A 13197-nucleotide genomic window follows, 5' to 3' on the forward strand; every position below is an offset into this window, starting at 1 on the left:
GAACACGGAAATGACCACGGAAAAAGTGAAGTACGGCGTCCACTCCGAAGCCGGGAAACTGCGTAAAGTCATGGTTTGCTCCCCAGGTCTGGCCCATCAGCGGCTGACCCCGAACAACTGCGATGAGCTACTGTTCGACGACGTGCTGTGGGTCGCCCAGGCCAAGCGCGACCACTTCGACTTCGTCACCAAAATGCGCGAGCGCGGCATCGACGTGCTGGAAATGCACAACCTGCTGACCGACATCGTCGCCATCCCCGAAGCACTGGACTGGATTCTCGAACGCAAGGTTACCGCCGACTCGGTGGGCCTGGGCCTGATCAATGAAGTGAAATCCTGGCTGCAAAGCCTGGAGCCACGGCACATCGCCGAATTCCTGATTGGCGGCGTGTCCGCCGACGATCTGCCGGACAGCTTCGGTGGCAAGACCATCCAGATGTTCCGCGACTTCCTCGGCCACTCCAGCTTCATATTGCCGCCGCTGCCCAACACCCAGTTCACCCGCGACACCACCTGCTGGATCTACGGTGGCGTGACGCTGAATCCGATGTACTGGCCGGCGCGTCGCCAGGAAACCCTGCTGACCACCGCGATCTACAAATTCCATCCGCAATTCACCAACGCCGATTTCGAAATCTGGTACGGCGATCCGGACAAGGATCACGGCAGTTCGACCCTCGAAGGCGGCGACGTCATGCCGATCGGCAACGGCGTGGTGTTGATCGGCATGGGCGAACGTTCGTCGCGTCAGGCCATCGGCCAATTGGCGCTGAACCTGTTCAAAAACAAGGCCGTGGAAAAAGTCATCGTCGCCGGCCTGCCGAAATCCCGCGCGGCGATGCACCTGGACACCGTGTTCAGTTTCTGCGACCGCGACCTGGTGACGATCTTCCCCGAAGTGGTCAACCAGATTGTCGCCTTCACCCTGCGCCCTGACGAAAGCAAACAGGGCGGCATCGACATCCGCCGTGAAGAAGGCAGCTTCCTCGACACCGTCGCCGCGGCGCTCAACCTGCCCAAGCTGCGCGTGGTGGAAACCGGCGGCAACAGCTTCGCCGCCGAACGCGAGCAATGGGACGACGGCAACAACGTGGTGGCCGTGGAGCCCGGCGTGGTCATCGGCTACGACCGCAACACCTACACCAACACCCTGTTGCGCAAGGCCGGCGTGGAAGTCATCACCATCAGCGCCGGCGAACTCGGCCGCGGCCGTGGCGGCGGCCACTGCATGACCTGCCCGATCATCCGCGACCCGATTGATTACTAACCTCTGAGCCCTGGCCGGCACTTACCCAGTGCGGCCAGGGGGATAACCGACACCGAAGGAGATCCATCATGGCTTTTAACATTCACAACCGTAACCTGCTCAGCCTGGAACACCACACCCCACGTGAGCTGCGTTACCTGCTTGACCTGTCCCGCGATCTGAAACGCGCGAAATACACCGGCACCGAGCAACAGCATTTGAAGGGCAACAACATCGCCCTGATCTTCGAAAAAACCTCGACCCGCACCCGTTGTGCATTCGAAGTGGCCGCCTACGATCAAGGCGCCAACGTTACCTACATCGACCCGAATTCCTCGCAGATCGGCCACAAGGAAAGCATGAAGGACACCGCTCGCGTGCTCGGTCGCATGTACGACGCCATCGAGTACCGAGGCTTCAAACAGGAAATCGTCGAAGAACTGGCCAAGTTCGCGGGTGTGCCGGTGTTCAACGGCCTGACCGATGAATATCACCCGACCCAGATGATCGCCGACGTACTGACCATGCGTGAACACGCCGACAAGCCGATCCACGAAATCAGCTACGCCTACCTCGGCGATGCGCGCAACAACATGGGCAACTCGCTGCTGCTGATCGGCGCCAAGCTGGGCATGGACGTGCGCATCTGCGCGCCGAAAGCCCTGTGGCCGCTGGACGATCTGGTGGAACGTTGCCACCAGTACGCCGAAGAAAGCGGCGCACGTATCACCTTGACCGAAGACCCGAAAGCGGCGGTCAAGGGCGTCGATTTCATTCACACCGACGTCTGGGTATCGATGGGCGAGCCGGTGGAAGCCTGGGCCGAGCGCATCCAGCAACTGCTGCCGTATCAGGTCAACGCCGAGCTGATGAAAGCCACCGGCAACCCGCGCACCAAGTTCATGCACTGCCTGCCGGCGTTTCACAACAGCGATACCAAGGTCGGCAAACAGATCGCCGAGCAATATCCGCACCTGAAAAACGGCATCGAAGTGACCGACGACGTGTTCGAGTCGCCGGCCTGCATCGCCTTCGAGCAAGCGGAAAACCGCATGCACACGATCAAGGCGATTCTGGTCTCGACCCTGGCTGATCTCTAACTGGTTGAAGATGATCGTTCCCACGCTCCCGCGTGGGAATGCATCCCGTGACGCTCTGCGTTACAGCGGACGCGGAGCGTCCGTGGCGGCATTCCCACGCAGAGCGTGGGAACGATCAATACGAAAAGGACATGCACCATGCGTATCGTCGTAGCCTTGGGCGGCAACGCCCTGCTCCGCCGTGGTGAGCCGATGACCGCTGACAACCAGCGCGCCAACATCCGCATCGCCACCGAGCAAATCGCCAAGATCCACCCCGGCAACCAACTGGTCATCGCCCACGGCAATGGCCCGCAAGTCGGGCTGCTGTCGCTGCAAGCGGCGGCCTACACCTCGGTCAGCCCTTACCCGCTGGACGTGCTCGGCGCCGAAACCGAAGGCATGATCGGCTACATCATCGAACAGGAACTGGGCAACCTGCTCGACTTCGAAGTGCCGTTCGCCACTTTGCTCACCCAGGTCGAAGTCGATGCCAACGACCCGGCCTTCAAGAACCCGACCAAACCGATCGGCCCGGTCTACGACAAGGCCGAAGCGGAAAAACTTGCGGCAGAGAAAGGCTGGGCGATTGCCCCGGACGGCGACAAGTTTCGCCGTGTAGTCGCCAGCCCACGGCCAAAACGCATCTTTGAAATCCGCCCGATCAAGTGGCTGCTGGACAAAGGCAGCATCGTTATCTGCGCCGGTGGCGGCGGTATCCCGACGATGTATGACGAGAACCGCAACCTCAAAGGCATCGAAGCGGTGATCGACAAGGACCTGTGCTCCTCGCTGCTCGCCGAGCAACTGGAAGCCGACTTGCTGGTGATCGCCACCGACGTCAACGCCGCGTTCATCGACTACGGCAAGCCAACCCAAAAAGCCATTGCCGAAGCCCACCCGGACGAACTCGAACGTCTCGGCTTCGCCGCCGGGTCCATGGGACCGAAGGTGCAGGCAGCCTGCGAATTCGCCCGCCATACTGGCAAGGTCGCGGTGATCGGTTCGCTGGCCGATATCGAAGCCATCGTGCAGGGCACCGCCGGTACGCGGGTCAGCACGGCGAAACCGGGCATCAGCTACCGATAACAATAATGACCGGGGCAGGCTGAGGGCCTGCCCTGCTCCCATGCCTTGAAAGGAGTACCTCAATGGCCCAATTCGAACCTGGTCATTTGCACATCGAGCGGCACGCATTGACGGACGATGACGTCAATTACAACGTGCACCTGGACTATGAAGTGTTCACCGATCCGCAGAAGGGCAAAGGGATTCAGTTCACCCTGCACGGCAGCATGCAGGGCAAGGACATGAAGGAGACGTTTTTCCTGCCCAAGGAAGAGGCCTACAACTTCGCCCGCGACGTGACGAGGATTGCCGAGAAATACGGGATTCCCAAGACCCACAGCCAGATCGGCTCGGTGCACAAGCACTACGATCTGATGTTCGAGGATATTCGGCAGAAGTTGAATATGCACTCGGGGGATCCGGTCAATCCCGAGCATTTCGAATAACCACGAATTCACCACAATGATCGTTCCCACGCTCCGCGTGGGAACGATCAGCGGGGACACAGGTTTCACCATTAGCCCGCCCCAAGGCATACTTGCTTCCCTCCGTTCTGCAGAACACTGAACCGCCCCATGCGTATCCACGTCAGCTTCATCGACCGCGTCGGCATCACCCAGGAAGTCCTGGCTATTCTCGGTGGACGCAATCTCAATCTGGATGCGGTGGAGATGATCCCGCCGAACGTCTACATCGACGCGCCGACCCTGAGCCCGCAAGTGCTCGAAGAACTCAAGGATGCGCTGTTTCGGGTACTCGGCGTTGAAGCGGTGACCGTGGTCGATATCCTTCCCGGACAGCGTCGGCACTTGCAGCTCGACGCCTTGCTGGCGGCGATGACCGACCCGGTGCTGGCCCTCGACAGCGCCGGCAAAGTGCTGCTGGCCAACCCGGCGTTGATTGCGTTATACGGCCGCGAACCCGCCGGAGAAAGTGTCTCGGCGCTGTTCAACGATCCCGGCCTGCTCGACACCCTGCTCGAAAACGGCTTCCGCCTGCCGCTGCGCGAGATCACCGTCAACGGCCAGACCCTGTTGCTCGACGCCACGCCGATCACTGACGCCGGCGCCCTGCTGACCCTGTATCAACCAAACCGCATCGGCGAACAACTCTCGGCGCTGCACCACGACCATGCCGAAGGCTTCGACGCGCTGCTTGGCGAATCCCCGGCAATCCGCACCCTCAAGGCCCGCGCCCAACGGGTCGCGGCCCTCGATGCGCCGTTGTTGATTCAGGGCGAAACCGGCACCGGCAAGGAGTTGGTTGCCCGCGCCTGCCACGCGATCAGCGCCCGCCACAGTGCGCCATTTCTCGCCCTCAACTGCGCGGCGCTGCCGGAGAATCTGGCCGAGAGCGAACTGTTCGGCTACGCCCCCGGCGCTTTCACCGGCGCGGCGCGCGGCGGCAAGCCAGGTCTGATGGAACTGGCCAACCAGGGCACGGTGTTTCTCGATGAGATCGGCGAAATGTCGCCGTACTTGCAGGCCAAACTGCTGCGCTTCTTGAACGACGGCAGCTTCCGCCGCGTGGGGGGTGATCGCGAGGTGAAGGTCAATGTGCGCATCCTCAGCGCGACCCACCGCGACCTGGAAAAAATGGTCAGCGAAGGCTTGTTCCGCGAAGACCTGTTCTACCGCCTCAACGTGCTCAATGTCGAAGTCCCGCCGCTGCGCGAACGCGGCCAGGACATTCTGTTGCTGGCGCGCTACTTCATGCAGCAGGCCTGCGCGCAAATTCAGCGCCCGGTCTGTCGTCTGGCCCCGGGCACTTATCCGGCGCTGCTCGGCAATCGCTGGCCGGGTAACGTGCGGCAATTGCAGAACGTGATCTTCCGTGCGGCGGCGATTTGCGAAAGCAGTCTGGTCGATATCGGCGACCTCGACATCGCCGGCACCTCCGTCGCACGCCAGACCGACAGCGATGTCGACAGCCTCGAACAAGCCGTCGAAGCCTTCGAGCGCGAGCTTCTGGAAAAGCTTTACGTCAGCTATCCCTCGACTCGCCAGTTGGCGAGCCGTCTGCAAACCTCGCATACCGCCATCGCCCATCGCCTGCGCAAATACGGCATTCCCAACAAACCCTGACTCACCACCGCCCCACTGTAAGGAGTGAGCCTGCTCGCGATAGCGGTATGTCAGCTAAACGTGCGTTGACTGATACACCGCTATCGCGAGCAGGCTCACTCCTACAGGGGACCGTGGCGATCTTGAAAACGACCTCCATCTGTACTGAAAGCGCTACAGCGGAACGATATCGATACACCCTCCTCTGATCACCGCTGTGCAAGGCGTTGATCCCGTTCAGCTTTTTTCTTCGCACCGAGCTGTAGCGATTTCGCTACACCGCTCAATCTATCGATGTTCAGCAGAATCGTTAACTCGTTGATTAACAAAGAAAAATTAACCTTGGCCGCGTTCTTGCTAATCAATCCTCATAAATAAGGGCCTTCGCGCCCACGCTTTCCACCGCGTCCACCAGACGAGTCTGGCCCCTGAGGAGTTTCCATGAGCGAGTTGCGTTTTACTGAAGATCACGAATGGCTGCGCACCGAAGCCGACGGCAGCGTTACTGTCGGCATTACCGCGTTTGCGCAGAACGCCCTGGGCGACGTGGTATTCGTGCAACTGCCTGAATTGCAGCCCTACGAAAAAGGCGCTGAAGCCGCCACCGTGGAATCGGTCAAAGCCGCCAGCGGCGTATACATGCCCCTCGACGGTGACGTGCTGGAAGTCAATCCGGCGCTGCAAGACGCCCCGGAACTGGTCAACGAAGATCCGCTGGGCGAAGGCTGGTTTTTCCGCTTCCAGCCAAGCGACGCTTCGGCAGTCGCTAAACTGCTCGATCAGGACGCGTATGACCGTCTGATCAAAGCCCAAGCCGAAGCCTGAGGAATAAACGCCATGACCCAAGTCAACCTCGGCACCGCCAACGAATTCATCGCCCGCCACATCGGCCCGCGCGCCGATGACGAGCAAGCCATGCTCAACAGCCTCGGCTTCGACTCGCTCGAAGCACTGAGCGCCAATGTCATCCCGGAAAGCATCAAGGGCACCAGCGTCCTCGGCATGGACGACGGCCTCAGCGAAGCCGACGCCCTGGCGATGATCAAAGCCATCGCTGGCAAAAACCAGCTGTTCAAAACCTACATCGGCCAGGGCTACTACAACTGCCACACGCCATTGCCGATCCTGCGCAACCTGCTGGAAAACCCGGCCTGGTACACCGCTTACACACCGTACCAGCCAGAAATTTCCCAGGGCCGTCTCGAAGCGCTGTTGAATTTCCAGACCCTGATCAGCGACCTCACCGGTCTGCCGATCGCCAACGCTTCTTTGCTCGACGAAGCCACCGCCGCTGCCGAAGCCATGACCTTCTGCAAACGCCTGAGCAAGAACAAGGGCAGCCACCAGTTCTTCGCCTCGATCCACAGCCACCCGCAAACCCTCGACGTGCTGCGCACCCGTGCCGAGCCGCTGGGCATTGACGTGGTCGTGGGCGATGAGCGCGAACTGACTGACGTCACGCCGTTCTTTGGCGCGCTGCTGCAATACCCGGCGAGCAACGGCGACCTGTTTGATTACCGCGAACTGACCGAACGCTTCCACGCCGCCAACGCTCTGGTGGCCGTGGCCGCTGACCTGCTGGCCCTGACCCTGCTCACCGCACCGGGCGAGTTCGGCGCTGACGTGGCCATCGGTTCGGCGCAGCGCTTTGGCGTGCCGCTGGGCTTCGGTGGTCCGCACGCGGCTTACTTTTCGACTAAAGATGCGTTCAAGCGCGACATGCCGGGCCGTCTGGTCGGTGTCTCGGTTGACCGGTTCGGCAAACCGGCGCTGCGTCTGGCGATGCAGACCCGTGAGCAACACATCCGTCGCGAGAAGGCCACGTCGAACATCTGCACAGCGCAGGTGCTGCTGGCCAACATCGCCAGCATGTATGCCGTCTACCACGGCCCGAAAGGCCTGACGCAGATCGCCAGCCGTGTGCATCACCTGACCGCGATCCTGGCCAAGGGCCTGACCGCGCTGGGCGCCAAAGTCGAACAAGCCAACTTCTTCGACACGCTGACCGTGGCCACCGGCGCGCACACTGCTGCACTGCACGACAAGGCCCATGGCGCACAGATCAACCTGCGCGTGATTGACGCTGAACGGCTGGGCCTGTCGGTCGACGAAACCACCACTCAGGCTGACATCGAAGCCCTGTGGAGCCTGTTCGCCGACGGCAAGACCCTGCCGGATTTCGCCGCCCTCGCAGCCATGGTAGAAAGCACCATCCCGGCCTCGCTGGTACGCCAGTCGCCGATTCTCAGTCACCCGGTGTTCAACCGTTATCACTCGGAAACAGAGTTGATGCGCTACCTGCGCAAACTGGCGGACAAGGACCTGGCACTGGATCGCACCATGATCCCGCTGGGTTCGTGCACCATGAAACTCAACGCCGCCAGCGAAATGATCCCGGTGACCTGGGCCGAATTCGGTGCCCTGCACCCGTTCGCTCCGGCCGCGCAAAGCGCCGGCTATCAGCAACTGACCGATGAACTGGAAGCGATGCTCTGCGCCGCCACCGGTTACGACTCCATCTCGCTGCAACCGAACGCCGGTTCGCAAGGTGAATACGCTGGCCTGCTGGCGATCCGTGCTTATCACCAGAGCCGTGGCGACGAGCGCCGTGACATCTGCCTGATTCCGTCGTCGGCCCACGGTACCAACCCGGCCACGGCACAAATGGCCGGCATGCGCGTGGTCGTCACCGCGTGCGATGCGCGCGGCAACGTCGACATCGAAGACCTGCGTGCCAAAGCCATCGAGCACCGCGAACACCTCGCCGCGCTGATGATCACCTACCCGTCGACCCACGGCGTGTTCGAAGAAGGCATCCGCGAAATCTGCGCGATCATTCACGACAACGGCGGCCAGGTGTACATCGACGGAGCCAACATGAACGCGATGGTCGGCCTCTGCGCACCGGGCAAATTCGGCGGCGACGTGTCGCACCTGAACCTGCACAAGACCTTCTGCATTCCGCACGGTGGTGGCGGCCCGGGCGTCGGCCCGATTGGCGTCAAGTCGCACCTGACCCCGTTCCTGCCCGGCCACGGTCAGATGGAGCGCAAGGAAGGTGCAGTCTGCGCAGCACCCTTCGGCAGCGCGAGCATTCTGCCGATCACCTGGATGTACATCCGCATGATGGGCGGCGCCGGTCTCAAGCGCGCTTCGCAACTGGCGATCCTCAACGCCAACTACATCGCCCGTCGCCTCGAAGAGCATTACCCGGTGCTCTACTCGGGCAGCAATGGTCTGGTGGCGCACGAGTGCATTCTCGATCTGCGTCCGTTGAAAGACAGCAGCGGTATCAGCGTCGATGACGTCGCCAAGCGCCTGATCGATTTTGGCTTCCACGCCCCGACCATGTCGTTCCCGGTGGCCGGTACGCTGATGATCGAGCCGACCGAAAGCGAATCCAAAGAAGAACTGGACCGCTTCTGCGACGCCATGATCTGCATCCGCGAAGAAATCCGCGCAGTGGAAAACGGCACGCTGGACAAAAACGACAACCCGCTGAAAAACGCCCCGCACACCGCAGCAGAGCTGGTTGGCGAGTGGACCCACCCGTACAGCCGCGAGCAAGCCGTGTACCCGGTGGCCTCGTTGATCGAAGGCAAATACTGGCCGCCGGTCGGTCGCGTCGACAACGTGTTCGGCGACCGCAACCTGGTGTGCGCCTGCCCATCGATCGAAAGCTACGCTTAAGAGCAGCAGCTGCAAGTTTCTAGCTGCAAGCTGCAAGTCAGGGCAGATCGGGTTCTGACTTGCGGCTGTTGTTTTTCAGCAAGCAATGCAGCGTGAACACGAGCTGCAAGGAAAAGCCAATCCGCCTTTAACTTGCAGCTTGCAGCTTGCAGCTTGCAGCTTGAAGCTACCAACTGCTCCGCAGGAGCCACTCATGTCGTTAAGCGTGTTCGACCTGTTCAAGATTGGCATCGGTCCCTCCAGTTCCCACACCGTCGGTCCGATGCGCGCGGCTGCGCGTTTCGTCGAGGGTTTGCGCCGGGAAACCCTGCTGACCACCACCGCCAGCGTGCGGATCGAGCTGTACGGTTCACTCGGCGCCACCGGCAAGGGGCACGGCAGCGACAAAGCCGTGTTGCTCGGTCTTGAAGGCGAGCACCCGGACACGGTCGACACCGAAACCGTCGCCGCGCGGCTGCAGGAAATACGCGGTAACGGTCGGTTGAATCTGGTCGGCGAACACAGCATTGCGTTCAATGAGAAAGAACATCTGGCGATGATTCGCAAACCACTGGCCTACCACCCCAACGGCATGATCTTTCGCGCCTTCGATGCGGCGGGCATTCAAATCCGCAGCCGCGAGTACTACTCGGTTGGCGGTGGTTTTGTCGTCGATGAAGACGCCGCCGGTGCCGACCGCATCGTCGAAGACGCCACGCCGCTGACCTTCCCGTTCAAAAGCGCCAAGGACCTGCTCGGCCATTGCAGCACTTACGGTCTGTCGATCAGTCAGGTGATGCTGACCAATGAAAGTGCCTGGCGCCCGGAAGCGGAAACCCGCGCCGGCCTGATGAAAATCTGGCAGGTGATGCAGGATTGCGTCGCCGCCGGTTGCCGTAACGAAGGCATTCTGCCCGGCGGCTTGAAGGTCAAACGCCGCGCGGCAGCGTTGCATCGGCAATTGTGCAAGAACCCGGAATCGGCCTTGCGCGATCCGCTGTCGGTGCTCGACTGGGTCAATCTTTACGCACTCGCCGTCAACGAAGAAAACGCCAACGGCGGGCGCGTGGTTACGGCGCCAACCAATGGCGCGGCCGGGATCATTCCAGCGGTGCTGCATTACTACATGCGGTTTATCCCCGGCGCGAGTGACGACGGCGTCGTGCGCTTTTTGCTGACCGCCGCCGCCATCGGCATTCTCTACAAGGAAAACGCCTCGATCTCCGGTGCCGAGGTCGGTTGCCAGGGCGAGGTCGGCGTGGCCTGTTCAATGGCGGCCGGCGCCTTGTGCGAAGTGCTCGGCGGCACTGTGCAGCAGGTCGAGAACGCCGCGGAAATCGGCATGGAACACAACCTCGGCCTGACCTGCGACCCGATTGGCGGCCTGGTGCAGGTGCCGTGCATCGAGCGCAATGCCATGGGCTCGGTGAAAGCCATCAACGCGGTGCGCATGGCCATGCGCGGCGACGGCCAGCATTTCGTCTCCCTCGACAAGGTCATCCGCACCATGCGCCAGACCGGCGCCGACATGAAAAGCAAATACAAGGAAACCGCCCGCGGCGGTCTGGCGGTCAACATTATCGAATGCTGATGCTCGCGCATCGGCGGCTGCACATTTTTCAGGAGTTGAAGATGTCTACCGAATCACTGTCGAAAACCCCGCTCCATGCCCTGCACCTCGAACTGGGCGCGCGCATGGTGCCGTTCGCCGGCTATGACATGCCCGTGCAATACCCGCTCGGGGTGATGAAAGAACACCAGCACACCCGCGAACAGGCCGGGCTGTTTGACGTCTCGCACATGGGGCAGATCCGCCTGACCGGTGCCAACGCCGCCAAAGCCCTGGAAACCCTGGTCCCGGTGGATATCATCGATCTGCCGGTGGGCATGCAGCGTTACGCGATGTTCACCAACGAAACCGGCGGCATCCTCGACGACCTGATGGTCGCCAACCTCGGTAACGACGAGTTGTTTCTGGTAGTCAACGCCGCGTGCAAGGACCAGGACCTGGCGCATCTGCAACAACACATTGGCGCTCAGTGCACCATTAAGGCGCTGTTCGAAGAGCGCGCCTTGCTCGCCCTGCAGGGTCCGGCGGCGGTTACCGTCCTCGCCCGCCTGGCACCCGACGTGGCGAAAATGACGTTCATGCAGTTCAACCGTGTGTCGTTGCTGGGAGTGGATTGCTTTGTCAGCCGTTCGGGCTACACCGGTGAAGACGGTTTTGAAATCTCGGTGCCGGCCGCCGAGGCGGAAAAACTCGCCCGCGCGCTGCTCGCCGAACCCGAAGTCCAGGCCATCGGTCTCGGCGCGCGCGATTCGCTGCGTCTGGAAGCCGGCCTGTGTCTGTACGGCCACGACATGAGCACCGACACCACGCCAATCGAAGCCAGCCTGCTGTGGGCAATCTCCAAGGCACGCCGCGCCGATGGCCCGCGGGCCGGCGGTTTCCCGGGCGCAGCGCAGATCTTTGTCCAGCAACAGAACGGCGTCGCGCGCAAACGCGTCGGCCTGCTGCCGCAGGAACGTACGCCGGTGCGTGAAGGCGCAGAGATCGTCAACGAGGCCGGCGAAACCATCGGCAGCGTGTGCAGCGGCGGTTTCGGTCCGACCTTGGGCGGCCCTTTGGCGATGGGGTACCTCGACAGCGCCTACGTTGCTCTCGACACACCCGTTTGGGCCATCGTTCGTGGGAAAAAGGTGCAAATGCTTGTAAGCAAAATGCCATTTGTTCCGCAACGCTACTATCGTGGCTGATTGACTGTTTCTATAAGTAACGCGATTGCGTTATGCATGCACTAATGTGTAACGCAATCGCCATAAAACAGTGCGTTTTTTAACAATCGAAACGAATATGAACGTTGCTTATAACGTTTGAAGAAAATAGAACCGAACAATCGTCTAAGGCCACACTAGTGGACTGACTAATTCCCGCCAAGCGCAATAAAACCGGGCCCCTCACAGGGGTTGTTTTTTCTCCCGTAGTTGGCGTAGAGTTTATCCACTGTGTTTGCATGGGTCAGCTTTGAATCGTGACCTGGGCAGTAGCCTACAAGTTAGCTACATCCCGCTCGACGTCTTCTTACTCCTTGCAACCAGCTCCAGTACTCTTTCATGAGAAAGAGGCTGTCATCAATTTTTGCGTCAAAGGAAATAAGAAATGTCCCAACGTCAGAGCGGTACCGTCAAGTGGTTTAACGACGAGAAAGGTTTTGGTTTTATCACGCCTGAAAGCGGTCCGGATCTGTTCGTGCACTTCCGCGCCATTCAGGGCAACGGCTTCAAAAGCCTGAAAGAAGGCCAGAAGGTGACTTTCGTCGCTGTGCAAGGCCAGAAAGGCATGCAGGCTGACGAAGTACAAGCAGAAGCCTGATCTCAGTAACGAAAAAGCCCCTGATATTGATATCAGGGGCTTTTTTGTGCGCGCGAATCCGTAAAATGGCGCTTCATTTTACGGCCAGAGGCTGCCATGTCGAAAAACCAGCTCACTCCACAGGGCGACTTTCCCGCCGTTGGCCTTGGCCGTCGACTGGCAGCGGTGTTTTATGACTTCCTGCTGTGCACCGCCCTACTGATCGTCACCGGATTCGTTTACAAGCTGATCCAGGCCGCGATCATCGGCGAAGAGCGCCTGCGGGCGCTGACCGATGCCGGGCAGCTTGATGGTGATCCGCTGTACTCGACGGTGCTGCTGTTGGTGTTGTTCGGCTTCTTTGCCAAGTTCTGGACCCATGGCGGGCAGACGCTGGGCATGCAGGTTTGGGGCATTCGAGTGCAGAACGCTGACGGCACGGCGATCAGCCTGTGGCAGGCGCTGCTGCGGTTTATGGTCTCGATCGCGTCGTGGCTGTGCGTTGGGCTGGGGTTCTTCTGGTCGCTGTATGACAAGCAGAAACGCACATGGCATGACATCTATTCGGATACTCGCTTGGTGCGAATCCCGAAAAAGAGTAAATAACCTACATACGCTGAGAGCTAATGTAGGAGTGAGCCTGCTCGCGATAGCGGTGTGTCAGTCAACTTATTGCTGACTGACACACCGCTATCGCGAGCAGGCTCACTCCTACAAGGG

General features: G+C 60.6%; 11 protein-coding genes. All 11 read left to right on the forward strand.

Annotation, left to right across the window (positions count from 1 at the left end):
* Window positions 1-10 precede the first annotated feature (10 nt).
* Window positions 11-1267, forward strand: a complete 1257-nt coding sequence (arcA, locus tag HU743_RS08870; protein WP_186547186.1) for an arginine deiminase — start codon at window positions 11-13, stop codon at window positions 1265-1267.
* A gap of 68 nt (window positions 1268-1335) precedes the next feature.
* Window positions 1336-2346, forward strand: a complete 1011-nt coding sequence (locus HU743_RS08875) for an ornithine carbamoyltransferase (RefSeq protein WP_186648156.1) — start codon at window positions 1336-1338, stop codon at window positions 2344-2346.
* Between the two features lie 138 nt (window positions 2347-2484).
* Complete coding sequence (gene arcC, locus HU743_RS08880; RefSeq protein WP_186547184.1) at window positions 2485-3414, forward strand: carbamate kinase; 930 nt, start codon at window positions 2485-2487, stop codon at window positions 3412-3414.
* A 62-nt stretch (window positions 3415-3476) separates the two neighbouring features.
* Window positions 3477-3839, forward strand: a complete 363-nt coding sequence (locus tag HU743_RS08885; RefSeq protein ID WP_186648157.1) for a DUF5064 family protein — start codon at window positions 3477-3479, stop codon at window positions 3837-3839.
* 129 nt (window positions 3840-3968) lie between these two features.
* Window positions 3969-5477: a sigma-54-dependent transcriptional regulator gene (locus HU743_RS08890; RefSeq protein WP_186648158.1), complete on the forward strand. Its 1509-nt coding sequence runs from the start codon at window positions 3969-3971 to the stop codon at window positions 5475-5477.
* A gap of 420 nt (window positions 5478-5897) precedes the next feature.
* Window positions 5898-6281, forward strand: a complete 384-nt coding sequence (gene gcvH, locus HU743_RS08895) for a glycine cleavage system protein GcvH (protein ID WP_186648159.1) — start codon at window positions 5898-5900, stop codon at window positions 6279-6281.
* 12 nt (window positions 6282-6293) lie between these two features.
* The gene (gene gcvP / locus HU743_RS08900; protein WP_186648161.1) at window positions 6294-9146 is read left to right on the forward strand and encodes an aminomethyl-transferring glycine dehydrogenase; all 2853 of its coding nucleotides are present in this window, start codon (window positions 6294-6296) and stop codon (window positions 9144-9146) included.
* 193 nt (window positions 9147-9339) lie between these two features.
* Complete coding sequence (locus tag HU743_RS08905) at window positions 9340-10716, forward strand: L-serine ammonia-lyase (RefSeq protein ID WP_186648163.1); 1377 nt, start codon at window positions 9340-9342, stop codon at window positions 10714-10716.
* 41 nt (window positions 10717-10757) lie between these two features.
* Entirely contained in the window at window positions 10758-11882 is a 1125-nt protein-coding gene (gene gcvT, locus HU743_RS08910; protein WP_186648165.1) for a glycine cleavage system aminomethyltransferase GcvT, read from the forward strand.
* Window positions 11883-12285: 403 nt separating this feature from the next.
* Window positions 12286-12498 (forward strand): cold shock domain-containing protein, encoded by a 213-nt coding sequence (locus tag HU743_RS08915; RefSeq protein ID WP_003175786.1) that lies wholly within the window; start codon window positions 12286-12288, stop codon window positions 12496-12498.
* 96 nt (window positions 12499-12594) lie between these two features.
* On the forward strand, window positions 12595-13083 hold the full coding sequence (locus tag HU743_RS08920) for an RDD family protein (RefSeq protein WP_186648167.1): 489 nt from the start codon (window positions 12595-12597) through the stop codon (window positions 13081-13083).
* Window positions 13084-13197 lie beyond the last annotated feature (114 nt).

The organism is Pseudomonas sp. SWRI99, from assembly GCF_014270125.1.
GTDB lineage: Bacteria > Pseudomonadota > Gammaproteobacteria > Pseudomonadales > Pseudomonadaceae > Aquipseudomonas > Aquipseudomonas hamedanensis.

Coding starts and splice junctions, on each gene's coding strand:
- gcvH (WP_186648159.1), top strand. CDS start 5,898: ATGAGCGAGTTGCGTTTTACTGAAGATCACGAATGGCTGCGCACCGAA.
- gcvT (WP_186648165.1), top strand. CDS start 10,758: ATGTCTACCGAATCACTGTCGAAAACCCCGCTCCATGCCCTGCACCTC.
- arcC (WP_186547184.1), top strand. CDS start 2,485: ATGCGTATCGTCGTAGCCTTGGGCGGCAACGCCCTGCTCCGCCGTGGT.
- gcvP (WP_186648161.1), top strand. CDS start 6,294: ATGACCCAAGTCAACCTCGGCACCGCCAACGAATTCATCGCCCGCCAC.
- HU743_RS08905 (WP_186648163.1), top strand. CDS start 9,340: ATGTCGTTAAGCGTGTTCGACCTGTTCAAGATTGGCATCGGTCCCTCC.
- arcA (WP_186547186.1), top strand. CDS start 11: ATGACCACGGAAAAAGTGAAGTACGGCGTCCACTCCGAAGCCGGGAAA.
- HU743_RS08890 (WP_186648158.1), top strand. CDS start 3,969: ATGCGTATCCACGTCAGCTTCATCGACCGCGTCGGCATCACCCAGGAA.
- HU743_RS08920 (WP_186648167.1), top strand. CDS start 12,595: ATGTCGAAAAACCAGCTCACTCCACAGGGCGACTTTCCCGCCGTTGGC.
- HU743_RS08885 (WP_186648157.1), top strand. CDS start 3,477: ATGGCCCAATTCGAACCTGGTCATTTGCACATCGAGCGGCACGCATTG.
- HU743_RS08915 (WP_003175786.1), top strand. CDS start 12,286: ATGTCCCAACGTCAGAGCGGTACCGTCAAGTGGTTTAACGACGAGAAA.
- HU743_RS08875 (WP_186648156.1), top strand. CDS start 1,336: ATGGCTTTTAACATTCACAACCGTAACCTGCTCAGCCTGGAACACCAC.